The sequence below is a fragment of the Rhizobium sp. NLR10b genome, from assembly GCF_019685435.1.
In the GTDB taxonomy this organism is placed as follows: domain Bacteria; phylum Pseudomonadota; class Alphaproteobacteria; order Rhizobiales; family Rhizobiaceae; genus Rhizobium.
Map to the genome: position 1 here is coordinate 299,517 of NZ_JABDWV010000001.1, position 25,878 is coordinate 325,394.

At 61.8% G+C, this 25,878-nt stretch carries 29 protein-coding genes; 11 read left to right on the top strand and 18 right to left on the bottom strand.

Translation table 11 applies throughout. From position 1 onward, the window contains the following. Positions 1-168 precede the first annotated feature (168 nt). From HJB91_RS01370 to HJB91_RS01380, 3 genes are all read left to right on the top strand, one after another. A complete protein-coding gene (locus HJB91_RS01370) occupies positions 169-963 on the top strand; it encodes an SDR family NAD(P)-dependent oxidoreductase (RefSeq protein WP_210632241.1) in 795 nt (264 codons plus the stop codon). A 103-nt stretch (positions 964-1,066) separates the two neighbouring features. After that, entirely contained in the window at positions 1,067-3,223 is a 2,157-nt protein-coding gene (gene glgX, locus HJB91_RS01375; RefSeq protein WP_221144983.1) for a glycogen debranching protein GlgX, read from the top strand. A gap of 15 nt (positions 3,224-3,238) precedes the next feature. Further along, positions 3,239-4,267, top strand: coding sequence for a DNA topoisomerase IB (locus tag HJB91_RS01380; RefSeq protein WP_221153343.1), 1,029 nt, complete (start codon positions 3,239-3,241; stop codon positions 4,265-4,267). On the opposite strand, the gene HJB91_RS01385 is transcribed toward HJB91_RS01380, so the two are convergent. From HJB91_RS01385 to HJB91_RS01395, 3 genes are all read right to left on the bottom strand, one after another. Next, entirely contained in the window at positions 4,250-4,975 is a 726-nt protein-coding gene (locus HJB91_RS01385) for a glutathione S-transferase (RefSeq protein ID WP_221153344.1), read from the bottom strand. The two genes, HJB91_RS01380 and HJB91_RS01385, sit on opposite strands and share 18 nt — an antisense overlap. A 2-nt stretch (positions 4,976-4,977) precedes the next feature. Beyond that, entirely contained in the window at positions 4,978-5,268 is a 291-nt protein-coding gene (locus HJB91_RS01390; protein WP_221144987.1) for a DUF3175 domain-containing protein, read from the bottom strand. 117 nt (positions 5,269-5,385) lie between these two features. Beyond that, the gene (locus HJB91_RS01395; protein ID WP_210632246.1) at positions 5,386-5,700 is read right to left on the bottom strand and encodes a plasmid stabilization protein; all 315 of its coding nucleotides are present in this window, start codon (positions 5,698-5,700) and stop codon (positions 5,386-5,388) included. Positions 5,701-5,878: 178 nt separating this feature from the next. Here HJB91_RS01395 and HJB91_RS01400 point away from each other — a divergent pair, with 178 nt between their 5' ends. Next, positions 5,879-6,268: a hypothetical protein gene (locus HJB91_RS01400; protein WP_221144989.1), complete on the top strand. Its 390-nt coding sequence runs from the start codon at positions 5,879-5,881 to the stop codon at positions 6,266-6,268. Here the strand turns inward: HJB91_RS01400 and HJB91_RS01405 are convergent. The 9 genes from HJB91_RS01405 to HJB91_RS01445 form a co-directional block, all read right to left on the bottom strand. Beyond that, positions 6,265-9,000: a response regulator gene (locus HJB91_RS01405; RefSeq protein WP_221153345.1), complete on the bottom strand. Its 2,736-nt coding sequence runs from the start codon at positions 8,998-9,000 to the stop codon at positions 6,265-6,267. The genes HJB91_RS01400 and HJB91_RS01405 overlap by 4 nt on opposite strands. Positions 9,001-9,196: 196 nt before the next feature. Next, positions 9,197-9,745, bottom strand: a complete 549-nt coding sequence (locus tag HJB91_RS01410) for a hypothetical protein (protein ID WP_221144993.1) — start codon at positions 9,743-9,745, stop codon at positions 9,197-9,199. 11 nt (positions 9,746-9,756) lie between these two features. After that, the gene (locus tag HJB91_RS01415; protein ID WP_221153346.1) at positions 9,757-10,488 is read right to left on the bottom strand and encodes an ABC transporter permease; all 732 of its coding nucleotides are present in this window, start codon (positions 10,486-10,488) and stop codon (positions 9,757-9,759) included. Further along, complete coding sequence (locus HJB91_RS01420; RefSeq protein WP_221153347.1) at positions 10,488-10,925, bottom strand: YqaA family protein; 438 nt, start codon at positions 10,923-10,925, stop codon at positions 10,488-10,490. Before HJB91_RS01420 ends, HJB91_RS01415 begins: the two co-directional genes overlap by 1 nt. Positions 10,926-10,929: 4 nt before the next feature. After that, positions 10,930-11,217 carry a metal-sensing transcriptional repressor gene (locus tag HJB91_RS01425; protein WP_405047652.1) on the bottom strand — a complete coding sequence of 96 codons (288 nt, stop codon included), beginning with the start codon at positions 11,215-11,217 and terminating at the stop codon, positions 10,930-10,932. Positions 11,218-11,280: 63 nt separating this feature from the next. Then, positions 11,281-12,654 carry a cation diffusion facilitator family transporter gene (locus tag HJB91_RS01430; protein WP_210632657.1) on the bottom strand — a complete coding sequence of 458 codons (1,374 nt, stop codon included), beginning with the start codon at positions 12,652-12,654 and terminating at the stop codon, positions 11,281-11,283. A 172-nt stretch (positions 12,655-12,826) separates the two neighbouring features. After that, the gene (locus tag HJB91_RS01435) at positions 12,827-13,606 is read right to left on the bottom strand and encodes a sulfite exporter TauE/SafE family protein (protein WP_210632252.1); all 780 of its coding nucleotides are present in this window, start codon (positions 13,604-13,606) and stop codon (positions 12,827-12,829) included. Positions 13,607-13,684: 78 nt separating this feature from the next. Next, positions 13,685-14,563: an MBL fold metallo-hydrolase gene (locus HJB91_RS01440; RefSeq protein WP_221144998.1), complete on the bottom strand. Its 879-nt coding sequence runs from the start codon at positions 14,561-14,563 to the stop codon at positions 13,685-13,687. After that, a complete protein-coding gene (locus tag HJB91_RS01445) occupies positions 14,556-16,055 on the bottom strand; it encodes an aminotransferase class V-fold PLP-dependent enzyme (RefSeq protein WP_210632254.1) in 1,500 nt (499 codons plus the stop codon). The genes HJB91_RS01440 and HJB91_RS01445 overlap by 8 nt, the downstream gene beginning before the upstream one ends. Positions 16,056-16,151: 96 nt before the next feature. Between HJB91_RS01445 and HJB91_RS01450 the strand changes: the two genes are divergently transcribed. Then, a complete protein-coding gene (locus HJB91_RS01450) occupies positions 16,152-16,634 on the top strand; it encodes an Lrp/AsnC family transcriptional regulator (protein ID WP_210632255.1) in 483 nt (160 codons plus the stop codon). Between the two features lie 274 nt (positions 16,635-16,908). Here HJB91_RS01450 and HJB91_RS01455 read toward each other — a convergent pair whose 3' ends face one another. Together HJB91_RS01455 and HJB91_RS01460 are read right to left on the bottom strand one after the other, a co-directional pair. After that, positions 16,909-17,484, bottom strand: a complete 576-nt coding sequence (locus HJB91_RS01455) for a peroxidase-related enzyme (RefSeq protein WP_210632256.1) — start codon at positions 17,482-17,484, stop codon at positions 16,909-16,911. Continuing rightward, complete coding sequence (locus HJB91_RS01460; protein ID WP_210632257.1) at positions 17,481-17,963, bottom strand: CMD domain-containing protein; 483 nt, start codon at positions 17,961-17,963, stop codon at positions 17,481-17,483. Before HJB91_RS01460 ends, HJB91_RS01455 begins: the two co-directional genes overlap by 4 nt. 163 nt (positions 17,964-18,126) lie before the next feature. On the opposite strand from HJB91_RS01460, the gene HJB91_RS01465 reads away from it, so the two are divergent. From HJB91_RS01465 to HJB91_RS01490, 6 genes are read left to right on the top strand one after another with little or no spacing between them, the layout of a single operon-like run. After that, the gene (locus HJB91_RS01465) at positions 18,127-19,116 is read left to right on the top strand and encodes a LysR family transcriptional regulator (RefSeq protein ID WP_405047653.1); all 990 of its coding nucleotides are present in this window, start codon (positions 18,127-18,129) and stop codon (positions 19,114-19,116) included. After that, complete coding sequence (locus HJB91_RS01470; RefSeq protein WP_221153348.1) at positions 19,113-20,588, top strand: NAD(P)-binding domain-containing protein; 1,476 nt, start codon at positions 19,113-19,115, stop codon at positions 20,586-20,588. Before HJB91_RS01465 ends, HJB91_RS01470 begins: the two co-directional genes overlap by 4 nt. Before the next feature lie 8 nt (positions 20,589-20,596). Further along, a complete protein-coding gene (locus tag HJB91_RS01475; RefSeq protein WP_221145007.1) occupies positions 20,597-21,337 on the top strand; it encodes an amino acid ABC transporter ATP-binding protein in 741 nt (246 codons plus the stop codon). A gap of 15 nt (positions 21,338-21,352) precedes the next feature. Beyond that, positions 21,353-22,171, top strand: a complete 819-nt coding sequence (locus HJB91_RS01480; RefSeq protein WP_221145009.1) for an amino acid ABC transporter substrate-binding protein — start codon at positions 21,353-21,355, stop codon at positions 22,169-22,171. Positions 22,172-22,227: 56 nt separating this feature from the next. Continuing rightward, the gene (locus HJB91_RS01485) at positions 22,228-22,935 is read left to right on the top strand and encodes an amino acid ABC transporter permease (RefSeq protein ID WP_221153349.1); all 708 of its coding nucleotides are present in this window, start codon (positions 22,228-22,230) and stop codon (positions 22,933-22,935) included. Between the two features lie 18 nt (positions 22,936-22,953). Further along, the gene (locus tag HJB91_RS01490; protein ID WP_210632658.1) at positions 22,954-23,646 is read left to right on the top strand and encodes an amino acid ABC transporter permease; all 693 of its coding nucleotides are present in this window, start codon (positions 22,954-22,956) and stop codon (positions 23,644-23,646) included. A 109-nt stretch (positions 23,647-23,755) separates the two neighbouring features. On the opposite strand, the gene HJB91_RS01495 is transcribed toward HJB91_RS01490, so the two are convergent. From HJB91_RS01495 to HJB91_RS01510, 4 genes are all read right to left on the bottom strand, one after another. Beyond that, positions 23,756-24,961 carry an MFS transporter gene (locus tag HJB91_RS01495; protein ID WP_210632659.1) on the bottom strand — a complete coding sequence of 402 codons (1,206 nt, stop codon included), beginning with the start codon at positions 24,959-24,961 and terminating at the stop codon, positions 23,756-23,758. A 105-nt stretch (positions 24,962-25,066) separates the two neighbouring features. Beyond that, positions 25,067-25,246 (bottom strand): hypothetical protein, encoded by a 180-nt coding sequence (locus HJB91_RS01500; RefSeq protein WP_210632263.1) that lies wholly within the window; start codon positions 25,244-25,246, stop codon positions 25,067-25,069. 3 nt (positions 25,247-25,249) lie between these two features. Then, positions 25,250-25,552, bottom strand: coding sequence for a hypothetical protein (locus HJB91_RS01505; RefSeq protein ID WP_221153405.1), 303 nt, complete (start codon positions 25,550-25,552; stop codon positions 25,250-25,252). A gap of 3 nt (positions 25,553-25,555) precedes the next feature. Next, positions 25,556-25,822 (bottom strand): DUF2934 domain-containing protein, encoded by a 267-nt coding sequence (locus HJB91_RS01510; RefSeq protein ID WP_210632265.1) that lies wholly within the window; start codon positions 25,820-25,822, stop codon positions 25,556-25,558. Between the last annotated feature and the right edge of the window lie 56 nt (positions 25,823-25,878).

Sequence of the window (25,878 nt, forward strand, 5' to 3'; positions counted from 1 at the left end):
GTCCCTTCCCTTGTGGGGAGGGGTCTTTGGCCCGAACCGGCCAGCCATGACATCTTCCAGGACGCAAATCTCCGGCTTTCGTGCATTGCCCTTCCCCGATTTCGGCTGATAGACTTCCCCCATCTGTTTCATCACCTATGTCCTTGGTTTTCGGGAGGCTTCTTGGCCATGACAGAACTTGCTCAATTGCTCGCATCCATCAATCTGCCGGATCTCGCCGGCAAGGCCGTGCTGATCACCGGCGCCTCGACCGGGATCGGCGCGGCGCTCGCCCGCGCCTTTGCGGCTCAAGGCTGCAAGGTCGGGGTGCATTACAACGCCAGCCGTGAACCGGCCGAGAAGCTCGCCGAGGAAATCCGAGCCGCCGGCGGTACGGTGCATCTGATCCAGGGCGACGTGTCGAGGGAAGGCGAGACCGAGCGTGTCGTCGAGGAGACGGCGAAGACCTTCGGCCATCTCGACGGGCTGATCAACAATGCCGGCGGCATGCTGGGGCGCAAGCCAACCTCCGAATATACCGACGCCCATTATGCCGCGGTGATGGACCTCAACGCCCGCTCGGTGCTGGCGGCGACGCGCGCGGCCCATCCCTGGCTGAAAAAGCAGGGCGGCTTCATCATCAACACCACCTCGATCGCCGCCCGCAACGGCGGCGGCAATGGCGCGGTCCTCTACGCCGCCTCCAAGGGCTTCGTCTCGACCATCACCCGCGGCCATGCCAAGGAGTTCGTCGCCGACAGGATCCGCGTCAACGCGGTGGCGCCGGGCGTGATCGCCACGCCCTTCCACGAGCGCTATACCAATGACGAGCAGATGGAGTTGCAACGCAAATCGATTCCGATGGGCTTCGTCGGCACATCGGAGGATTGCGTCGGGGCCTATCTCTTCCTCGCTTCGCCAACACTTTCGGGCTACATCACCGGCCAGGTCATCGAGGTCAACGGCGGCCAACTGATGCCGTAAACGCTTCGATCGGCAAACGACAGCGTCCGCTTTTGCCTAGGGCTACGGAACTTTCGAACCACCTTCACGTTTCCCGCTTGGTCTTTTCATCAAGCGGGGCGCCATGAGCTTTTCCTTTTCGGAACTCGACTTCCTCAAGCCGGAGCTGGGGGCGGAGTATACGGGTTCCGGTACTCATTTCGCCGTCTTCTCGGCGCATGCGCAACAGATCGAGCTCTGCCTGTTTTCCCCTGACGGAAAAGATGAGATCGCCCGGCTGCCCTTGCCCAAACGCGAGGGCGACATCTGGTCGGGCTATATAGCCGGTATCGGACCGGGCACCGTCTATGGCTATCGCGCCCATGGCCCCTATGATCCGGGTGCCGGCCATCGCTTTAATCCGAACAAGCTGCTGCTCGACCCCTATGCCAAGCAGGTGACGGGCGAACTGCAATGGCACGATGCACTCTTCGGCTATCGGATCGGCGAGGACGATCTTTCCTTCGACGACCGCGACAGCGCGCCCTTCATGGTCAAGGGCGTCGTCCAGGATCCCGACTTCGACTGGGCAGGCGAAGAGGCGATCCGGCGGCCGTGGCCGGATACGATCATCTACGAGGCGCATGTGCGCGGCCTGACGATGACGCATCCGAAAGTGCCGGACCGGCTGCGCGGCACCTTTCTCGGCATGTGCAGCGATCCGATCATCGATCATCTCGTCGGACTTGGCGTCTCGGCGATCGAGCTGCTGCCGATCCAGTATTTCCTCGACGACCGCTATCTCCTCGAAAAGAATCTGAGGAATTATTGGGGTTATCAGACGCTCGGCTTCTTCGCGCCGCAGGCGCGCTATCTCTCAAGTGACAAGATCACCGAAATCAAGACCATGGTGAAGAGGTTCCATGCGGCCGGCATCGAGGTCATCATGGACGTGGTCTACAACCATACGGCCGAAGGCAGCGAGAAAGGGCCGACGCTCTCCTTCCGTGGGCTCGACAATGCGAGCTATTACATCCTCTCTCCCGACGATCCCCGCCACACTTTCGATACGACGGGGACCGGCAACACGCTGAATGTCGCCAATCCGATGGTGATGCGCATGGTGCTCGACAGCCTGCGCTATTGGGTCGGCGTCATGCATATCGACGGCTTCCGTTTCGATCTTGCCAGCACGCTCGGCCGACAGGATCTGGAATTCGACCGTCAGGGCCTGTTCTTCGGCGCCATCCGTCAGGATCCGATCCTTGCCGGCGTCAAGCTGATCGCCGAACCCTGGGATATTGGCGCGGGCGGTTATCAGGTCGGCGGTTTCCCACATCCCTTCCGCGAGTGGAACGACAAGTTCCGCGATGACGTGCGCCGTTTCTGGAAGGGCGACGGCGGCATGGTGTCGGAGCTGGCGGCGCGCATCACCGGTTCGGCGCCGCAATTCAATCATTCCGATCGGGGCGCGACCTCCTCGATCAATCTTTTGTCTGCCCATGATGGCTTCACGCTGATGGATACGGTGTCCTTCGACGGCAAGCACAACGAGGCAAACGGCGAGGATAACCGCGACGGGCATTCCGACAATCATTCCGACAATATGGGGGTCGAGGGTGCGACCGATGATCTCGAGATAAACGCGGCACGCGCACGCCGACGGCGCAACATGATGGCGACGCTGATGCTGTCACAGGGCGTGCCGATGATTTTGGCCGGCGACGAGCTCGGCAACAGCCAGGGCGGCAACAACAACGCCTATTGCCAGGACAACGAGATCGGCTGGACGAGCTGGGACGGGCTGGACGACCCCTTCCTCGATTTTTGTCGGCAGGCCGTTGCCTTCCGCAAGGCTCATCCCGTCCTGCGCCAGGAGCGGTTCCTGACGGGGGAGACCAGTGAAGACGGGCGTATCGAGATCGCCTGGTACAAACCCGACGGCAGTTTCATGGACGACGGAGCCTGGAACGACGACGGACTGCAGGTACTCGGCGTCTACTTCTCGAAGAGCGCGCATGCACTCGATACCGAGAAGATGGACGACCTCTTCCTCGTCTTCAATGCCGGCGGTGATTGCGAAGTTCATCTGCCTGAGGTGAACGGACTGACGCAGTGGTCACGGGTTCTCGACACCGGGGCGGAGACCGGCGCCTTCGAGGTACACGACGAGGCCAATCCTGTCATGGTCTACACCCAGAGCTTGGCCGTCTTTGCGCCGACAGGCCAGACGCAACCGCCGGAAGGGGCGACCAAGGCCCAGCGCCGCCGGTGGTTTCAGTTCGGCCGCCGTGACAAATAGCGGGTCGCCATCAGCATGAATGCCGAAACCATTACCGAACTTGGCCTGATCTATGTCAGCGATACCGAACCGGGCATCCGCAGGCGAAGGAAAGGCAAGGGCTTCAGCTATGTGATGCCTGACGGTAAGACGCTTTCCGATGAATCGCAGCGGGCGCGCATCGGTGCGCTCGGCCTGCCGCCCGCCTACGAGAACGTCTGGATCTGTCTCTACGAGAACGGTCATCTGCAGGCGACCGGCATCGATGCGCGCGGGCGCAAACAATACCGCTATCACAAGGACTGGCAATCGTTCCGCAGCGCCGGGAAGTTCTACCAGCTGATTGAATTCGGTCAGGCATTGCCGAAGATCCGCCGCACCGTGCTGCGGCATCTCGACACCGGTGCCGAGGATGTCAACGGCGTACTGGCGGCTCTGACGACACTGCTCGACGAGGCGCATCTGCGGGTCGGCAACCAGGCCTATGTCAGGGAGAACGGCACTTATGGCGCGACGACCCTATTGAAGCGCCATCTGAAAATCGTCGACGGGCGGATCGAGCTCAAGTTCCGGGCCAAGGGCGGCAAGCGCGTGCAGCGCAGCCTCAAGCATCCGAGGCTACAGAAAATCCTGGAAGAAATTTCCGACCTTCCCGGCCGCCAGCTCTTCGTCTGGAAGGATGAAAGCGGCGCGCTGAAACCGGTCGATTCTGGCCGGCTGAATGCCTACCTGGCCGAAATATCGGGGATTCCGATCTCCGCCAAGACGTTCCGCACCTGGGCCGGATCGCTGGCGGCCTTCGGGGTCGCCCGCGAAAGGATCGTCGGCGGCGGGCGGCCGACGGTGAAGGAAATGTCGGAGGCTGCGGCCGAGGCGTTGCACAATACACCGGCGATCTCACGCTCGAGCTACATCCATCCGGCCATCATCGGCCTCGCCGGCAATGGCCATGCTTTGATCGAAGGCGGCAACGAACCGCTGCGGGGCTTGCGCGCCGAGGAAAACAGGCTGCTTGATTTCCTCATACGCGAGACTGAACTGAACTCTTCAGCTTTCGGCGTCTAGCTCGGGATAGTGCCTGAAAATTCCATCCTCATTGAAGGCGAGGCGGCGAGGGGAGGCGAGATAACGGGCGATGTTCGGCCGCTTCGCCACCGCATCCTGCAGGGCAAGGAGAGCAGGGTACTCCGCGTTGCGCTTCGCCATGGCTTTGGGAAAGGCATAGGTGAGACCCTCGATCACCTGAAAGACCGAGAGGTCGACATAGGTGAGAGCGTTGCCGATCATATGATCGGCGCCTTCTGGATTGCGCTTCAGGACACGCTCGAAATAACCGAGGAATTTTGGAATGCGATCGCGGGTGAAGGCGGCCGAACGGGTTTTGGCTTCCTGCTTCTGGTCTTCGTAATAAAGAGACAGGTCGATCGGGTGGTGCGTATCGTGCGCTTCGGCGACGAAATCGGTGATGGTGAGCTGCAGGCCGTTGGCGACATAGCGAAGGCTTTCGTCCTCCGGCGCAAGGCCGAGCTTCGGCCCGAGGTAAAACAGGATGTTGGCGACATGCGGGATGAGGAGGTCGCCGTCCTTCAGGAAGGGCGGAGCGAAGGGGATGTGCGGCTCGCCTTCGCTCTTCATGATCTCAAGCATGGCGCCTGTTCCCCGGCCGGGCTGACGCGTGACGTCGACATAGTCGGCGCCGGCTGCTTCCAGTGCCAACCGCACGAATTCGCCGCGGCCTTGAATGCCGTCCCAATAATAAAGCTCATATGCCATGCTCAATGCCTCGGTTGACGACCGAAGTCTTTTCGCAGTTCGTCCTTGGCCTTTTCAAGGGTGTCGCGCCGCTTTTTCGACAGCTGCTCGCCGGCGCGGTTGATGTAGAAGGTCAGCATCGACATGGCAGCGCGAAACGGGCTGGACTTGCGGCGATCGCTCTCCTCGGCGGAATGCTTGATCGACCGGGCAATCTTCTTCGGATCGTCCGATTTGAACGCGCCTTCCTTGAGGTCCATAGCGTTGCTGTGCTCGGTAACGTTCTGGGACCATTTCTTCTTCGATTTGGCCATGACGAAAACCCCTTTGCCGGACGGGCTGGCGATAGACTGACGCTTGCCGTTTCCCTTATCGATTACAGAGTTGGAGCATGACGGCGCCCGAAACCGCTCACACCCTTCGGCACATGCTTAGTGGTGGCTATGGTGCTCGTTGCGCTTGCGTGTCGCGGCCGCCTTCTTGGCGGAAGCGGACCGTTCCTCCTTCGAGCGTGCCGCGGATGCAGCGCCGCCAGCCCGGCCGCCTTTTTCAGAGGATTCATGCGTATCCTTCTTGCCGCGGCCGGAACCCGATTTGTTGCCGCCGCCGCTTTCCTTGTTGACGGTCGCCCAGGCGCGCCGTTCGGCCTCCTTTTCGGAGACGCCGCGCTCCTCGTAGCTCTCCTCGATGTGTTCGGCCTTGCGTTTCTGCTTGTCGGTATAGTCGGATTTGTCTCCTCGCGGCATCTTCGCCTCCTGTGGTTTGCAAAGCGCTCGAACGCGGTTTGTAAGAGAAACCAACCGGTGCCGAGGGTAAAAGTTCCCTCTAGGGTCATTGTCCCAGATTTCGGAACAAAAGCCGGTTTTCTCAGGTTTCCGATGTGTGAGCCTGCTTAAAGCCTGCATGCGGCAAGGAACCGAGAACATGGAAAAACACATCGTCAAAGCCGATGGAAACGGCGCGATCGACGTGAACGGCCAGGTATCGCCGGTCACCTACACCGTCAGCGTCAAGGAAGGGAAGGGGCATTCCTACGAGGTCGATATCCGCCTGATGGCGCCGCGCGACTGGCTGCTGCAGAGGGGTTTCAACAGGGATGCCGTGCTTGTCAGCCAGAGCGGCGCCCGGATTCCCGTCTATCACGATGGTGCCAATCATCACGATGGCGGCAGCCATCACGATGACGATCATCATGACGGCGGCCGCCTCGATCCTGGCGACACGATCTCGATCGTATTGACGGCCCGCGACGACAGCTGCACCAGCGAGGTCGACCTGATGCGCAAATATCCCGAATTCGACGGTGCGGGTTAGAGCGGTTCAGCTTGGGAAAGCTGGGCGGCGCTCTTGACCGCCCGATCGAGTGCGGCGCTGGTGTAGGGTTTCGTCAGCAGCACCGAGCCGAAGAAGCGATCGGCGTCCGGCGGGTCGCTGTCGCCTGTGGCGAAGACCAGGCCGACGGACGGAAAGGCCTCCCGCGCCTTGGCGGCGAATGCCGAGCCCGACATGCCGGGCAGGCCGACGTCGACGACGATGACGTCGAGGAGCGTGTGGCCAAGGATATCAACGCCCTGTTCGCCGCTGTCGACCTCGATGACGTCGTAGCCGAGGTCCTGCAGGATTGCTGCGGTATCCATCCGGATGAATGCGTCGTCTTCCACGAGCAGCAGCCTCAGCTTGCCGGCCGTGCCGGAAACCTTTGGATCAGGTTGCTTTGCATTGGACACCGGCGCATTGGCCTCCACCTGGTGGCGTTGCGGCCGGTTGGCGAGCACCTGGCGGATCTTGCGGGCGAGCTCCTCGCGCGTATAGGGCTTGGAGAGCAGCTCCAGGCCCGGATCGAGCCTGCCGCCATGGACGATCGAGTTTTCGGTATAGCCCGAGGTGTAGAGCACGGCGATGTCGGGCAGGCGCTGTCGCGCCATGCGCGCAAGCTCCGGGCTCCGCAAGGGGCCGGGCATGACGACGTCGGTAAAGAGCAGGTCGATATGGGCGCCGCTCTCGATGACGGTGAGGGCGCTGTGCGCATCCTTCGCCTTCAGCACGTAATAGCCGAGGTCCGAGAGCATCTCGACGACCGTGGCGCGAACGCCCTCGTCGTCCTCGGCGACAAGAATGGTTTCGGTTCCGCCGGTCGCCGGCATGGTGTCGGCCGCCAGGGCGCGATCCTCGCTGCGGAACGAGCGGGCGAGGTAGAGTTTGACGGTCGTGCCTTCGCCGATCTCGCTGTAGATCTTCACATGGCCGCCGGATTGTTTGACGAAGCCGTAGACCATCGACAGGCCGAGACCGGTGCCTTTGCCTTCCGGTTTCGTCGAGAAGAACGGCTCGAAGGCCTGCTCCATCACCTCTTGCGTCATGCCGGAGCCGGTATCGGTGATGGCGAGCACGACATACTGGCCGGCCTTCACCTCAGGATGGCTGCGACTGTAGGAATCGTCAAGGAAGGCGTTGCCGACCTCGATCGTCAGCTTGCCGACGCCATCCATCGCGTCGCGCGAGTTTATCGCGAGGTTGAGCAGGGCGTTTTCGATCTGGGCCGGATCGGCGAAGGTGCTCCAGAGACCGCCGGAAACGATGGTCTCGACTTCGATTTCCTCGCCGAGCGCGCGACGCAGCATGTCGTCCATGCCGGTGACCAGGCGGCCGATATTGACGACCTTCGGCTCCAGCGGCTGGCGGCGGCCGAAAGCGAGCAGCTGGCTTGCCAGCCGCGACCCGCGTTCGACGGCAGCGAGCGCATTCGCGATGCGCTCCCTGGCCCGGCCGTTCTCCGCCACGTCCTTGCCGAGAAGCTGCAGATTGCCCGAGATCACCTGCAGCAGATTGTTGAAGTCATGGGCAACGCCGCCGGTGAGCTTGCCGATCGATTCCATCTTCTGCGACTGCTGGAGCGCTGCTTCGGCCTGTTGGCGATCGGCGATCTCGGCCGCGACCCGGACCTCGAGCAGTTCGTTGAGTTTGCGCAGCTGATCTTCCATGTGGCGACGCTGGTCGATTTCGATTTTGGCGGCGCGGAACAGCCGGATATTGTCGATCGCGACGGCCGATTGGCCGGCGAGGCTGACGAGGCTCGCCTCGGCCGCTTGAGAGAAGCGGCCGGGTTCGCCGTGGCCGAAGAACAAGCCGCCGATGACGCTGCCGTCGCGCGATTTCACCGGCACGGCGAGATAGCTCCTGACCGGCAGATGCCCCGTCGGCATGCCGGAATGCGGCGGATTCTGGCCGTAGCGCCGGTCGAGCTGGATGTCGTCGGAGCGCATGATGCCTTCGCCGCTGAAGGTCGGCTCGAAGACTTTTGTATTGCGTGGCATCGGGAATTTCTCGAAGTTCTTCCGGTCGACGCCGGAGAGCGCGTAAAGCATGTAGCTGCCGCCCTCGCCGTCATCGACATTGTAGAAGAAGGCGCCGAATTCGGCGCCCGTCAGCGTCACGCCGGCATCGACAACAATCTGGGTGAGACGTTCGACATCGGGCTCGATGGTGATAGCGGCGCCTGCCTGGTTGACGACTGCAAGCGCCTCCGATTTGGCGCGCAGTTCTTCCAACGCCAGCTTCTCGCCGCGCTTGGCGGCTACCTGGTCGGTGACGTCGAGGGTCGCGCAGAGGATGCCGGCGATGGTGCCGTCATCGTCGCGCAGCGGCGTATAGGAGAAGGTGAACCAGGTATCCTCGGTGCGGCCGTCCCGGCGCATCGGGATGAGCAGCTCTTTGAAGAGCTGCGGCCTGCCTTCGAGCGTGCTGGCGACGATCGGCGAGAACTGTTCCCAGATATCCGCCCAAACCTCGCGAAAGGGTCTTCCGAGTGCGGCAGGATGCCGGTCGGGGAAAACAGGCACATAGGCATCATTGTAAAGAAAGGCGAGATCCGGACCCCAGGCGACGAATTTCGGCTGGCGCGAATTCAACACCATTTCGGCGATATGCTTGAGAGAAGCAGGCCAGCTTTCGACCGGTCCGAGACCGACGGCGTCAAAGGCCGGATGCCGCAACAATTCGCCGATTTTGCCGCCGCCTCTCGGCCAGCCGTTGCCGACGCTTCCCATTCAAAACCGCTTCCCTGTCGCCCGCCGCGCCGGTGTGAACGGCAGAAATTCAACGTTCTACAGCATCTCTTGCGCGCCTGAAAAGGTGCGCACCGTAGGGGTTCAGCTCGTCCAACCGTCAACATAGAGGCTTGCAATGGCAGGGAAAGGGTCCGGTTGAAATATCGGTGTTCAGTGCTTTGTCATCGGGACAGGTTCAGTGCTCGGTTTGCTGCTCGGCGACGACGCTCGCGAGCACCTCGTCGCTACCGTTCGGGTAGATGGGAAGATCGAGCGTCACCGCCTCTTTCAACCCGTCGCGCTCGATCGTGAAGAACTTCCGAATACGTCCTTCACCGTTCTGCTCGCCGGACGGTTTTGCCGCTCTCGTCGAAACCAGACTGCGCTCGAAGCCCTCGGCATCGGTACCGGCGAAGGCCATCGTGCAGCTCTCGACAGCCTTCTCGCCGACCGTAGCCCTTCCAACGACCAGGGCCTCGAAGGGCGCGGCGCTGCCCGCCCCGGTGATCCAGCCGTCGAATGCCACGGGCTCCGAAAGAGGCAGAATGCTCAACACCATGTCGGCAGCAAGCGCCGGCCACTTGTTTCGGTGCGCGAGAGCGGCCGCGCGATCATACTGCGGCCCGCGGTCCAGGCAGCGGTCGGCAAAGCGGTCGAACGAAGACAGAGCATCGTCGGCCAGGGCGTCGGCGAGAGGCCCGAATGCAATCGCCGCCGAGACGAGTATAGTCTGAAGTCTTCGCATCGCTCTGATCCTCATCGCGCGTTCAGCCAGTTCGCTATCTCGACCGCGGCGACGGCGACGAGCACGAGGCCAGCCACACCGGACGTCGCGCGCGAGACGGAGGCAAGCAATTGCGGATGCCTTCTCATCAGATAGGAGATCCTGTTCCGGAAGACCACTGCGAGCAGGGCGACCGCGGACAAGGTCAGAGCGACGCCCATCATCATCGTGGCGGCGAACAGCAGGCCGGTGACGACGACCTGGTGGATCATCGCGAAAGTCATCACGAACAAGGTAAGCGGGCATGGCACGAGGCTGGCGGCAAATCCCATCAGCAGGCCTTCACCCTGAGCGTGCGAGTGGCTATGCCGGAGGAGCGCGGTCAGCACCATCCAGAGACCGATGACGCCCAGCAGCCCGCGACTGACGACCTCGAGTGCCGGCGACGACCCGGCGTCGACGAATGAGGGCGATATCAGGGGAAGGGCGAGCAGCGCGATCACCACGGCCATCGTGACATGGGTGAAAGACAGCGCGAGCGACACGAAGAGCGCCCGATGCGCTTTTGCGGACGAGCCCGCCAGATAGGTGGCGAGCACCGATTTGCTGTGGCCGGGGGTCATCGCATGAACGGCCCCGAAGACGACGCCCATCGGCAGGAAGGCCAGAAACGATGCCCAGCCACTGCCCGCGGCGAAGTCCTTTATATGGCCGGCAAAGGTCAGGTAGATTTCCCGCTGGATGTCGATGATCTGCTGAAACATCAGGCCAGCCCCGTTGTCACTGCTGCAAGCACCAGATATCGCCCCACTTTGGCGACGGTCACCAATAGCAGGAAGGTCGGCAGGGGCTCCCGCAAGAGACCGGCCACGACCGTAATCGGGTCGCCGACGATTGGCAGCCAGCTTGCGAGCAGCGACCATTTGCCGAAGCGACGATACCATAGCTGCGCCCGGTCGAGGGCCGTCGGTCCCACTGGAAACCACCGTTTCTCCCGAAAGCGTTCGATGCCGCGGCCGAGCAGCCAGTTCGCCAGTGCACCGAGAACATTGCCGAGACTGGCAACGACGAGCAACCACAAGACAGGGAACTTCTCGGACAGGAGGAGGCCGACCAGAACGGCTTCCGACTGCATCGGCATGATCGTCGCAGCCCCGAAGGCGGTCGCGAACAATCCCAGATAGGCCAGCAGGTCGGCCATGCAGTCAAAGATATTTCGTGATCGTCTTGAACTCGTCGATCGACTGCCGCTTATCGCGGGGGAGGGCGCCGACGGTGTCTTCGAGGCAATGGTCGAGATGGTCCTGGATCAGCGTGCGCTTGGCGTTGACGATGGCCTTCTCGACGGCGGAAAGCTGTTGCGCGATGTCGAGGCACGGCTTGCCGCCCTCGATCATCGCGATGACGCTTCGGAGGTGGCCTTCGGCCCGCTTCAGGCGCTTGACGATCTCCGGATGGGTGGCGTGGGTGTGCGGTTCGCTCATCGTGTCCATGTTCTCGATCCTTCCGAGGGGAAGGCGGCTCGACCTTACGCCGGCGACCGCCCCCGGGACAAGTCAGTGATGATGGCCTTCCGGCTCTTCCATCCGGAAGGGAAGGTCGTCGATCTCGACGCCCGCCATCAGCTTCAGCATGGCGTCGAACTCGTGCGGTTCGGCCGGGGCGACGGCGCTTACCAAAGCATGATGATCGGTCGGCGAAGGAAGAAGCGGCAGCCGTTCGACACTGCCATCGCGGGCGATCTCCACCACGGCCTCGAGTCCCTTGACGTGCTTCGAGATCGAAAGGCGTAGGCGCTCGCCGTCCGGCGTGTCGACGATCTCCAGCAGTCCGGTCGCCAATCGGGAACTCACCGTGAACGGAGCGGGCGCGTGATGATGGTCAGGTGCGGCATGTGCCGGCTGATGCTCGTGCGCCGCGGAAGCCGAAGCCGGGGTCGCGCCGCCGTCGTCGAACTGGATTGTGGCGTTTCCAAGCGAGGGCAGATGTCCCTGCAACTCGCGGCGCAGCGCGGTCGCGATGGCGTTCGCCTCCGAAACGGTCTTCGACCGATCGACGGCGATGACCACGTCGGTGAAGAGCTTATGGCCAAGCCAGCGGGCCTTTACGTCGATGATCTCGTCGATACCTCTGATGCGTTCGGCTGCATGGCGGATATCGTCCGTGATCCCCGGTTCGACGCCATCCAGGCTACGGGTGACGATGGCCCTCGCGGACTGCCAGACGATGCCGAAGATCGCCAGCGTAATCATGAGGCCGACAATGGGGTCGGCGAGCGGGAAGCCAAGCCAGACGCCGATCGCGCCGAGCACGACCGCAAGACTTGTCAGGCCGTCGGTGCGCGCATGGTAACCGTCGGCAATCAGCGCTGCGCTGTTCATCTCGCGGCCCACCCGGATGCGGAACACCGCGACTGCCTCATTACCGACGAAGCCGACGACGCCCGCGATTGCGACCGCGGCGAGCTGTGTAATCGGCTGCGGATTCAAGAGGCGGTCGATCGCTTCGTAGCCGGCGACGAGCGCGCTGAAGAGAATGATGAGAACGATAACGAGGCCGGCGTACTCCTCGACGCGGCCGAGACCGTAGTTGAAAGTCTTCGTCGGCGCCCGACGGACGAGCGAAAAGGCGATCCACAGCGGAATGGCCGTCGCGGCGTCGCCGACATTGTGGATGGTGTCCGCAAGGAGCGCAACGCTGCCCGAATAGAAGACGACGACCAGCTGCAGCGCTGCGGTGATCGCCAGAATGACGAAGGACCATTTGATGGCCCAGATGCCGCGCTCGGAGGAGGCGATGCTCGGGTCGACGACGCCGTGCGTGTGGCCGTGTCCGCCCTCACCGTGCGAGTGCCCATGCGCGCCGTGGACGTGCGAATGCGCCTGGCCCGCCTGGCCGAAATCGAACAATTCCTTGATAGTCGAAAGCATTGCCTGCTCCAGGTTCGAAACCGCCATTCCTATCCCCCTGGAGAGGATAGGGCAAGCTCGAACGCCGGGAGCCGACTCGTTAAACCGTTACATGCAGGTGCCGGCAAGCCGCTGCTCGGCAATCTGAAGGGAATGTGGAAGCACAAGCACATTGACCGGGGCTAACGGCGACCTATCCGAGGAGGGTGCTCCACGCCATGGCGATGCCGAACGTGAGAATGGCGCCCGCAAAAACACTGTTGAGCGCAGATTGATAGGGCCTAAGGCGGTGCACAAGCTTGCAGCCGAGGACGGCGCCAAACGCGCCTCCCGCGATGAAGACCGCGGCGAGCGGCCAGTCGACGAGACCTGAGATGGAATAGGTGGCAGCCGTAGTCGAACCGAACGCCACGATCGCGACCAAAGAGGTCGACACCGCATTGATCGTCGGCATTCCGGTGGAAAACACCAGGCCGGGGACGATCAGGAAGCCGCCGCCGATTCCGAAAAAACCGGAGACGACGCCGCTTCCACCACCGATCGCAAGAACCTTGGTGGTGTTCCGAGGTTCGAAGATACAGGTATCTTCGCTGGCGACGCTTATTCGACGCAGCATCAAGATGGCGATGGCGATCATCAGCCCCGAGAAATACAAAAGTAGATGCTTCCCATCGAGCATCTTTCCGATCGATGCTCCGAGCAGCGCCCCGACGGTCCCAGTCGCGCAGTAAAGTCCCGCATACCGCCATATCACCGTTCCTCGGCGCGCGTGCATGACCAGGCTGATCAACGCATTCGAAGCAACGGCAACGGCGCTGGTGGCAATGGCGGTATGGGCGTCGGTCAGCCCTACGGCATGCACAAGAAGCGGGACTGCAAGGATGGAGCCTCCGCCGCCCAAAAGGGCGAGGGTGAAGCCAACCAAGGCGCCGCTGAGGGTCCCCATGCCATATTGAAAAAGATCTAGCGCCATTTTCAGGATCCTGCTCGAGCATAGAATGTTCAGTAAGCGGACGAGGTGCCGTATCGCCGAGAACAGCGATCGGGTTGCTCAGGACCAGACGGAACCTTGAAAGGCACCCATCGGGAGCTTGAGGTAGCGAAGGCCGTTTCCTTCGGGTTCCGGTAGCCGGCCGCCGTTGATGTTGACTTGCAGCGCGTGAAGTATGAGCTTCGGCATTGGCAGCGTCCGATCACGCGCCTCCCGAAGGTTGACGAACGCATCGGCGCAAGCACATCGCGCAACATGGATGTTTTCCGCCCTCTGACGTTCTACTGTGCTTTCCCAGAGTGGTTGCCGGCCGCCGGGCTGATAGTCATGTCCCACAAAGAGGCGCGTATCGCCGGGTAATGTCAGGATGTTCTGAATGCTCAACCAGAGTGACCTGGCGCTACCGCCTGGAAAATCCGCGCGGGCAGTGCCGCTGTCCGGCATGAAGACAGTGTCATGAACGAACACGGCGTCGCCCGCTGTGTAGGTGATCGAGGCAAGGGTGTGGCCGGGCGAATACATGACGCCGACCTCGATATTCCCAACAGAGAAGGTGTCTCCATCGAAGAAGAGCCGATCCCACTGGCTGCCGTCGACGGGAAGATCAGGCCGGTTGTAGATCTTCGACCAGATTTTCTGAACATCCGTGATGCGGCTCCCGATCGCCGTTGGCGCGCCGGTCACCTCCTTCAGATAGGCGGCGGCCGAAAGGTGATCGGCATGCGGATGCGTGTCGAGGATCCAGTGCAGGCGCAGGTCCTGGTCCCGAATGTGACCCAACAGCATCTCGGCGTTGTGGGTCGTCGTCGATCCTGACTTCTCATCGAAGTCGAGAACCGGGTCGATGATCGCACAGGCCCTGGTTTGCGGATCGCTGACCACGTATTGAATCGAGAAGGTACGCGGGTCGAAGAAGGCGGCGACATCAGGTCTACGCACAGGCCGCCTCCTGTCGACCGGACGCGACCGGTGAGAAAATCGCGCGCGCCGGATCGAAGGTGTATTGCCCGACATAGGCCGATGCATCCCGCGCGAGTTGCGCGACCGAATCCAGGATGAAGGCAACCGTTTCGTCCGATGCCAGGACGCTCAAGTTGAGCCGCGTGAATCCGGGCTTCTCGATTTCGTTGCCAGCCAAGATCGCCTGCCGCATGCGCTGCGACGTCCGGGCGTCTATCGAAAGCAGCCGATGCACGTAAGGACCAGCGCAGGCGCAGCCGCCACGGGCCTGAATGCCAAACCGGTCGCTGAGCATGCGGGTGACCAATTGCTGGTGGATGTAGCTGCCCTTGCCATCGCGCACGCGAAACGAAAAGATCGGCAAGCGTGCAATAGAGGTGGAGCCAAGCAGTTCGATCTCCGAAACGTCCTTCCACGCGGTGAAGGCGCGCCGCGCGTATTCGTCATTCAGCCGCTTGATTGCATCGAGTCCGATCGCATCCTTGACCAGGAAGGCGAGCGCCGCACGGATGTCGCCGATGACGTTGGGCGTTCCCGCTTCCTCCCGAGACTCCAGGCTGTCGCTGTAATCGTGACCCGTGGGTGAAACGAATTTGACCGTGCCGCCACCGGGCCAGGATGGCCTGCTCGCCACCACCGCGTCGTGCCGCACGACCAATACGCCGGAAGCCCCTGGGCCGCCCAGGAACTTGTGGGGTGACACGACGACGGCGTCGATTTCGGCGTCAGGCTCAGGCGTCATCGCAATCGGTACGTATGGTCCGGCCCCCGCGTAGTCCCAGACCACTTTCGCGCCTGCAGCCTTTGCGATCTTCGTGAGCGACGCGACGTCGGTCAGGATGCCAGTGACGTTCGATGCGGCAGAGAACGAGCAAATGGTCAAATCTGCGGGGGCGTTCTCAAGGCCCTTCTGCAACATGACCGGATCGGGGCCACCGTCGTTGCCCTCGACAATTTCGATGACCTCCGCTCCGCTCTCGCGCCAAGGCAGGATGTTCGAGTGGTGTTCATATGGGCCGAGGATGACGCGCACGCTTTTGCCGGCCGCGATCGCTTCGGTGACGCCCAGCAGGTTCACCAGGCGATTGAGGCCCGCCGTCGCGCCGGATCCGGCAAAAATGACGGCATGCTGTCGATCGGCACCGCAGAGCTCTCCAATGATTGAGCGGGCTTCCCGTCGAAGCCGGGTCATCATCCCTCCGCAGTAGGACGCCTCGGTATGGCTGTTCGCGTAGTAGGGAAGGACGTCTTCGAGGATGAATTCTTCGATCTGTCTGAGGGCGCGTCCCGAAGCCACATAGTCGGCATAGACGAGGTCCCTGGGGCCGAACGGGCCGTCGACCTTCGCCTTTGAGCCTATCAGCCCCGCCCTGAACCTGCCGATGGGGTCATCTCGGTTGAGATCACTCTTGAACTTGCCGAGAACAGTGGAGAGTTTTTTTGATGGATAGTGCGCCGCCAGCTCGTGCATCGTCATCCTCCGCGAAGGGTTTGACAACGATTCTAATCTGCATCACCGTTGAAAACTTCACCAATTTTTTGGATGAATGGGATAAGATTGGGTCGTATGATCGATAATAATTTGAAAATCGACGAAATTGATCTGAGGATTCTGACGTGCGCGCAGCGGGATTCTTCGCTTTCTCAACGTGATTTGGCCGAGCAGGTCGGACTGTCGCAGAATGCTTGCTGGCGCCGGCTTCAGCGCCTTTATGCGACTGGCATCATCAAAGGATCGCGCGCCTCCATCGATTTCGAAGCGCTCGGTTTTGATCTCACGGTGATCGTCATGATCCGAACTCGCCATCACTCAAAGGAATGGTCGGAAGATTTTCGCAAGCACGTCGACCGGATGCCGGAAGTCGTCGATTTCTACCGAATAGGCGGCGACTGGGACTACCTGATCAAGGTCATCACCAAAGGAATGTCGGGCTATGATGCCTTCTACCAGAAGCTGATAACAAACTTCGATCTTGCGACAGTGACCGGCTATTTTTCGATGGAAGCAATCATCAGCAATCGCGCTGTGGACCTGATGCGCATGCGGTGACGCCTACGCCGAATCCGCGGTGCACCCCCAGCGGCGTGGCATTCAAACCTCACCGCCTAATTCCGGGGCCAGGTATGAATGCCGGCGGCCACACTGCTCCGTCGCGCCGGCGCGAAGTCGTCGTGGGCTGCGACGACCTCAATTCGATAGGCAGCGGTTCAAGAAGCTTCAACCGTCAGACAGCTCAGTTTTCTAACTTATGCGAATCAGCTCCGGGCGCGACGGATCAAATCCAGACCGGGACGCGATGTGGAACTTCTGCCTGCCAAAGCACCTAGTCCTTGACTGGTTCGCCGAGCGTATGCATCAGGCGGTTCGCCCAGCCGAATATGGCGGACGACAGCACGAGGTCCAGGGCCTCAAGCTCGGAAAGACCGACGTCCGTCAGCGCCTGCGCGTCAGCTTGCGTTGCTTTCGGCGGCGTCATCGACAGATGGGCGGAGAAATCGAAGATGGTTTGAAGGTGCTCATCGAGTTCGGCGTCGAGCCCATCGGCGAAAATGGCGTCGATCACGTCAGTCCGCTTGGTATGGCTGATGAACCGGGAGGCATGGACGGCGGCGCAGTAGACGCAGCGATTGACGACGGAAGCAGCAGTGGCGCCTAGTTCGCGTTCTCCCGGTGAAAGCCCGTCCTTCCCGTACATGATCAGGTTGAACAGGGGTGAGCGGACAGCGAGGGATTCCGGGTCGTGCGCAAGCGTCAGGACGTAGGGGGAGATGCCCTTGTTGGAGGGCGTGACCTGCATTGCCTCCCGCTGCTCGGCGGTCGCAGTTTCAAGATCGACTGGAATGACGTAAGGCTGCCAGCGCGGAACCTGGGTGGTGAAGGTGTGGACGACTTCGCTCATTGTCTTCCTCCGATCAGCGCCAGCCCTGCGATGACTCGAACCTGATAATTTACGAAGGCCGCAAGCTCCGACAGCCGGACGATGTCGGCGTCGGTCGTTCCCGCACGGCGCAATCCTTCTATGTGGTCGCGGGTCGCTTCCTGCGGCGCGACCGTCAGTCGGTCCGCATGGCGGACGATCTCTGCGATGCGTTCATCGGTTGCGCTAGTACCCGGCTTAGCGAGCGGCGCTGTCGATGCCTCGGCGGCACGTTTCACCAGTTCGTCGTAGTGCTTCGCCAGTTTTTCGTTGTGGTTATGACGGGCCATACGGGCGGCAAGCGCCGCCCTGAGACCATACGACAGGCCACCGGGATCACGCGGAAGAAGGACTGCGTCGTGGGCGGCTTCGCTGAGGCGCAGGATCTCCGCCCGCTTTCCCATGGCTTCGGCAAGGGCCGAACCGGGTCTGACGGCGGCAAGAGTTTGGATGAGCGTCAAGGCAGGCTCCTTTCATCTCGCGGGAGAGCATTAGATCGGTCTGTTCATTATGTCAAAATAGCATGAAGGCTTGCAATCCATGCGAAATAATTATCTACTATCCGCTCAAATTATGGGAAGCCCATGCTTCCAAAAGCATGGCTGGCGGGAGTTCATGTTGAATATGAATAGAAACCCGTTCGACATTCGGCAACTCGAAGCCTTCGCGGCAGTGATGTCGGCTGGCAGCGTCACCGGCGCAGCCCGGCTGCTCGGCCGTTCGCAGCCAGCCGTGACGCGGCAGATCCAGGATCTGGAAGCCGATCTGGGCTATGCGCTCCTCCACCGAAGCGGTCCGCGCATCCAGCCGACGTCGCGTGGACGGCGCTTCCATGCCGAGGTCGAACGTCATCTCGCCAGCCTGACCCACATCCGCGAACGGGCCGAGGCAATCGGTCTTGACGAGCCCGCGACCTTGACCATCGCGGCAACGCCATCCCTGGCTGCAGGAATCCTGCCGGAGGCTTTGGCGGCCGTCTCGCCCGACCTGATCCCGCGTCATCTCCACGTCCAGGCGCTCGCCGCCGAAAACGTCGTGCAGGCGGTTCTCGCCCGGTCGGCCGATCTCGGCATATCGAGCCTGCCGCTCGAACATCCCGGTCTTGACATCCACTGGATCGCGGAAGCACCGTGCGTGATTGCCATCGGCGCCGACGATCCTCTCGCTGCGAACGATGTCGTTCGCCTGGCCGATCTGGCGGAGCGTCGCATCATCACGCTCGCGAACCCCTATCGGCTTCGTCATCGCGTCGACGAGGCGCTGGAACGGGCAGGGGTGGCGCCGGATCGCATCATCGACGTCAACGCCTCGCTGACTGCGCTCTCGCTGGTGCGCGCAGGACTTGGCATTGCCATCGTCGAGCCCGCGACCGTCTGCGGCGTGCCCCTCGATGGCATCGTCATGCGCGTGCTCGACCAGGCCATTCCGTTCCTGTTCGGTGCGATTACGGCGGCGGCGTTGCCGCTCGCACCGACCGTCGCCGCCGTAATCGATGCCGCGCGACTCGAGGCATTGAAGATGCCCGGCTGCCGCCTGCTGGAGGCGAATGGCATCGAAACCTTGGCGGACACGGTTTACGGGCAGGCGGCAATTCCCGAAGGAGCGCCCGCATGAGCGATCTCTCCACACATCCGGACAATCTTCACGCCCTCGAAGCGCGTCTGCGTCAGGACCTCACCTGGCTGGAACTGCCTGCCAAGGCCTGGGTTCCGGCGCGTGAAGTTGATGGCAAGCCTGTCATCGACGTCGTCATCATCGGCGGCGGCATGGCAGGCCTCGTCGCTTCCGGAATGCTGAAGCGCCTTGGCGTCGCCAACCATGTCACCCTCGACAAGGCACCTGCCGGGGAGGAAGGGCCGTGGGTCACTTTCGCCCGGATGCGTACCCTTCGATCTCCCAAACAACTCACCGGTCCCGCGATGGGACTGCCGGCGCTCACCTTCCGGGCCTATTATGAAGCGCGCTTTGGAAGCGCGGCGTGGGTGGCACTCGACCGGGCGCCGCGCGAGACGTGGATGGACTACCTGATCTGGTATCGGAAGGTGCTCGAGCTGCCGGTGCGCAACGGCGTCTCGGTCGATGCGATCCTGCCGCGCGACGACGGCATGCTCGACCTCGCCTGCAGCGAGAATGGCCGCACGGAAACGATCATCGCCCGCCATGTGGTTCTTGCAACCGGCCGCGACGGTCTCGGCGGCCCCCTCGTGCCCGACATCGCCGAAAATATCGATCGCAGGTTCTGGGCGCACACCGCCGATGCGATCGACTTCGCAGCGCTGCGCGGCAAGCGGGTAGGGGTGATCGGTGCGGGTGCGTCGGCGATGGACAATGCCGCGACGGCGCTCGAAGCCGGTGTCGCCCGCCTCGACATGTTCGTCCGCCGCAAGGAACTGCCGCGGATCAACAAGTTCACCGGCATCGGCAGCCAGGGCGTCGTCCATGGCTTCGCCGGACTGCCGGACGAATGGAAGTGGCGCTTCCTCGACTACGCCATGAGCCAGCAGACGCCACCGCCGCGTCCGAGCGTGCTGCGCGTCAGCTCCTTCGAGCAGGCCCACCTTCATCTCCAAAGCCCGATCACCGGCCTGCAGCAGGACGGCGACCAGATCCTCGTGACGACGTCGAAGGCCAGCTACCCCCTCGACTTCTTGATCTTCGGGACCGGCTTCAAGATCGATCTGACCAATCGGCCGGAACTGGCCGTCTTCGAACCCCACATCCGACTTTGGCGCGACCGCTTTCCGACGCCGGCCGGGATGGCGAATGCGGAGCTTGAAGGATCGCCCGATCTTGGCGAGGCTTTCGAGTTCCTTGAGAGGGAACCGGGTTCCTGCCCGGTTCTCTCGAAGATTCATTGCTTCAACTTCCCGGCGACCCTCAGCCACGGCAAGCTCACCGGCGACATCCCTGCAATCAGCGAGGGCGCCGACCGCCTGGCGCGCGGCGTCGTCCGATCGCTCTTCGTCGAAGACCGCGAGAAGCACTTTGCAAACCTCCGGGCCTTCGACACGCCGGAACTTCTCGGCGACGAGTGGTTCGATGCCGAGACCGAAGCGCTTTCCGAACTATCTTCCGAAAGGACCTGAGATCCGAAATGCTTGAGATCAAGAACCTGAAGCTGTCCTACGGTCGCACGCAGATCCTGAATGGCGTCGATCTCTCGGTGAAACGAGGTGACGTGGTTTCGATCATCGGTCCCAGCGGAACCGGCAAGACGACGCTGTTGAAGTGCATCAACCATCTAGCGAAGCCGGCATCCGGAACGATTGCCTTCGACGATATCAGGATGGACTTCGCGCGGCCGGACAAGACCGCCGTTCGGGCGATCCGTCTGCGCACCGCGATGGTGTTCCAGCAGTTCAACGTCTTCAAGAACATGACGGTTATTCAGAACGTCATGGATCCGCTGATGGTCGTACAGGGCAAGGCCAAGGACGAAGCCCGTGCCATCGCGCTGCAGGAGCTTGAGCGGGTGGGGCTTTCCGACAAGCTCGACAACTACCCGTCGCAGCTTTCCGGCGGGCAGCTCCAGAGAACGGGCATCGCCAGAGCGCTCGCGGTCAAACCGGACGTGATGCTCTTCGACGAGCCGACCTCGTCGCTCGATCCCGAACTCGTGAACGAGGTTCTCAAGGTGATCAAGGATGTCACGTCCTCGGGCATCACCTCGCTTCTCGTCACGCACGAGATGCAGTTCGCCAAAAACATCTCGAACCGCATCGTCTTCATGGACCGGGGTGTCGTCGCAGCCGACGGCAGTCCGTCCGAAATCTTCGACACGCCGTCCAACCCGCGCCTCGCTCAGTTTCTCAATTCCGAACGCGCGATCCAGTAAGAAAGGATGCCTGAAATGACTTCCATGAGTTCAATCTCCCGCCGTGGTCTCGGTCTCGCCGTAGCAGGCGTCGCGATCGCGTTCGCAACCGCGTCCTTCGCCGAGGACGTTCGGACGATCAAGATCGCCACCGCGGCGGAATCGAAGCCGCTCTCCTGGGGCGCGATCGGCGTCGAACCGCAGGGCTACGAGCCCGACGTCTTGAAGGCGATCAACGCCAAGCTGCCGCAGTACAAGTTCGTGATGGAGGGTGCTGCCGACATCGCGCAGGAGACGGGCCTCGCGACCGGCAAGTACGATGTCGCAACCGGCGGCTACTACCGTGCTCCCGCCCGCGAAAAGCAGTTCCTCATTCCGGAAGCGCCGATCGGCGCCAGCCTGATCAAGATCTACAGCCGCAAGGACAGCGGCATCAAGGAGATGAAGGATCTCGTCGGCAAGAAGATCGTGCCGGTGACGGCGGGCGGCGGCATCTACAAGTTCGCGACCGCATGGCAAGAGCAGAACCCCGACTACAAGATCGAGATCACGGCTTCGAGCGCCGGCATTCCCTATCCGGATCGCCTGAAGGAGGTCGAGAACGGCAAGTATGACGCGCTCGTCCTGCCGTCGAATCTCGGCGAGCAGACCGTGATCGACCAGCAGAAGCTGAATGTCCAGGCAAGTGAGCCGGTCGCGATCAACAATACCTTCGTGCTCATCCACCGCTCGGAAGAGAACAAGGCGCTCGCCGACGGCATCGACAAGGCTTTGAAGGAGCTCAAGGCCGACGGCACGCTCGCCAAGCTCTCGCAGAAATGGTTCGGCGAGGACATCACCACGTACATGAAGTAACGCCGGGCGTCGAAGCCGGCGACCAGGCCCAAGACTGAAAGAAGGAGCGTTCCCAAGTGGACCTTTCCATAATGATCCCCGAGTTGCTTTCGGCGTTGCCGCTGACGCTTGCGATCACATTCACGGCCATGGCCGCCGGCTTCGTGCTGGCATTGATCGCGACGACGTTCCGGGTGCGCAGGATCCTTGTGATTAGCCAGTTGGCCGACCTCTACGTATCCTATGCGCGCAGCGTTCCCGTCGTCCTTCAGTTGTTCGTCGCCTTCTACGGGCTCCCCGTGCTCGTCGGCCTATTCGGTATCGGCGACTTCGTCTCGCCGACGATCGCCGCCATGCTGGGCCTCAGCCTCTACCATGGCGGCTATCTCTCGGAGGTCATGCGTCCGGCCTATCTCGCAGTCGAGCGAGGCCAGCACGATGCGGCGGACAGCTTGGGCTACACCTTCTGCCATAAGCTGCTGCGCGTCATCGCTCCGCAGGCCGTCCATATTGCGCTGCCGGGGTATGGAAACTCGATCATCTACCTGATCCACAACGTGGCGCTTGTCATGTACATCGGCGCGGCCGACGTCATGGCCACCGCCCACCTCGTCATGGAGCGGGACTACAACCAGTATCAGTTCGAGACCTACCTCGTACTGGCGGTGCTGTACTCGGTCCTTTGCCTCATCGCCTGGGCGACCGTTCGGCTCTTCGAGCGCCGCTCCGGCAGGTACGTACCAGGCGAAAAGACAGTCCGTGCCCCATTGATGGCCAGCGTCTGATCGAGGAAGGAAGTCATGATTTTCGACAGCGAAGTTCTTCTCCCCGACCTTTATGAGATCCTGGGCGCTGTGCCGCTGACGCTTGTCATGGCGCTCGCCATCTTCGTCCTGTCGACGGTCGTCGGCAGCTTGTTCGCCATGGTCGAGTATCAGAGGATCCCGGTGCTCCGCCAGCTCGTGATCGCCTACAAGGTGGCGTTCAAGGGCGTCCCGATGGTGGTGGTGATCTTCCTTGCCTATTATGGACTTCCGTCGACGCTGCGGTTCCTCACCTCGCTCGTCGGCGTGGAGTACAATGGTCACTCGACGCCGAACTGGGTGACGCTCATCGTCGCCCTGACGGCCTGCGTCGCGGCTTTCCAGGCGGAGGTGGTCAAGGGCGCGCTGAACTCGTTCGACACGGGGCAGGCGGACGCCGCCTATTCGCTCGGCTACAAGAAGAGCCAGCTCTTCCGCCGGGTCATGCTGCCGCAGGTTATCGTCGCGGCCATCCCGGATCTCGCCAACTCCTTCATGGTGATCATGAAGGCGCTGTCGCTAGGATTCGCCATCGAGGTGGTCGACATCTTCGCACAGTCGCAGTTGACCGCGGCGCTGAACTTCTACTATCTCGAAGCCTTCCTGGTTGCCGTGGTGATCTACATGGTGATCGCCTATGCCGTGACCCAAATCGCCGACAGAACGGAACGAGCGCTCAGAATACGAACCTGAGGGGCATAGGCGCGTTGCAGCTGACGCTGCTCGCGCCCGCGGCGCAGCGTCAGCGCTGCGTTTTACGGGCGGTAGCCGATGAACTTCCGCCCGAGGCAGGCAGTGCACTTCAGGATTCCTCGGGCGGCTTGAGATGGCGGAACTGCAGCAACAGCAAGAGGTCGTATATGATCTTCAGGCCGGCGCAGATGACAAACGGCCAGGCCCGATAAGACGCGGCAAAAAGAGCACCTGCCAGCGCAGGGCTGGCCGCCGATGCGAGGCTGCGCGGCACCGATGTGAAGCTTGCGGCAGCGGCTCGCTCCGCCTCAGTGACAACAGCCATCACGTAGGAAGAACGGGTTGGCACATCCATCTGCGAAAGCGCGGCCCGGACCAGCAGCAAGGCAAGCACCAGTGGCAAGGTGGGGGCGAATGCGGCAAGGCCGAGGGCAAGGCTGGACGGGATGTGGGTGAACACCATGGTGTTCACGAGTCCAATCCGCTTCGATAGCCGGGCGGCGACAGGAAACGAAAACGCCGACAGCACGCCCGTCCAGAAGAAAAACACTCCAGCCTCGGATAGCGAAAGATCGAATCGTTCGAACAGCCACAGCGCGAGCAAGGACTGGACCACGAAACCTCCGGCAAAGGCATCGAGACTGAAGAGGGCTGCGAGCTTCATGACAATGGCCCGCGAAGGCCCGAGTGCCGCCGGCTTGTGGTCTTCGTGCGTCACCGGGCGAGGCGGTATGCGGGCATAAAGAAGGCCGCCGAGAATGCCGACGAGCGCATAGACAACGAACATCAGCCTGATCGAACTCAGTTGCGTCATCCCGAGCCGCATCATGACATCTGGCAGCGCCGCAGCAAGCGCGCCGCCGGCGCTTGCGAGCGCCCCGACCAAGCTATAACGCGCAAACATTCTCGTTCGATCGGCGTTGGTCACCTCCCGGGCCAGGACCGCATGTTCAAGCGGCACGAAGATGCTCACGCTGCCTGCCGACGGATTGATCGTACCGGCAAAGGCGACGGCGAGCAGCAGCGCATAGTCGCTGATCATCGGCATAGCGAGACCGGTGGCGACCATCAGGCCGGCGGCGGCCAAAAGCAGGCGGCGGAGATCATGATGCGCGCCGAGAAAGCCGATGATGATCGTCAAAAGTGCGGATCCGAAGAGGGATGTCGTCGCAATGACGCCGACCTGCAGGGGCGAAAATCCAAGAGCAAGGAGATAGACCGGCAACAGGATGGCCACGAAACCGTCGCCGAAGTCGCGCAAGGAGCGCGCTGCAAAAAGCCATGTCGTCGGCTGAACGCTTCGGGCCTGTCCCATTGTCCTCGATCTCATCCTGCTTTCCGAAAATCAATTCCGATTTTCGGGCCGATGCGCCAGATCCACCCTACTTTTTAACCGCGCGCGGGCGCCAGCTGAGAACCGTTATTTCCGGTGGAATTTCTGCGACGCTGCGAAGGCGCGGCCGATGTCGAAGGAGGGCAGTTGCAGCGGCGTACGGGACTCGCGGAAAACCAGACCGACGAGCTTATCGACGACCAGGATGAAGCCGAGCGCCAGACCGAGATAAAGCAGAGCGGCGATGAGCAGGAGCGATATTTCCATGGCTCACACGTTGGAAGCGTGGCTGCGGGCGGCAAGAGGCGCGACGACGAGCATTTCGATACGATCGTTCATGGCTGCCTCCCTGGTTTCGCCATAAACAGTTTTTGTATGATCCCCGGCTTGCGGGCGAAGGCTCAATTTTTTCGGAGGCCTCAAAGCTTGCAGCGTCATCCGGCCCTTGTTCACCCCCCCGCGCGGAAAACCCGCCTGCAAGCTTCCATAAAACACAGATGATTCAGACATATGACAAAGAGAGACCGAAGGGCGCCACGGTGACGCCCTTTCAACGATGTCAGCGGTTTTCAATATTCAGGTCGCCGTCTTGCGGCTTGCAGTCCGCTTGGGCGCCGGCGTGACGACGCCGTTCGTCTTGGCGCCTGGGGCGGCCTTCGTGGTCGTTGCGGCGCGCTTGACCCTGGGTTTGGCCTCTTTGCCGTTGGAAGAGGAGCCTTCGAGCGCGTCGCGCTCGTGGCGTGCCTGTTCCCAATGGATGGAATCCCGCCCTGTCGGATAGCCCTCTTCTTCCCAGAGGGCGTATGCACGTTTCTTGATCCACTCTTCCCGAGTTTCTGCCATCGCTGATCTCCAGTCACATTTTGCCGTCGTTCGAACGCGATACTGGCAGGATGGTT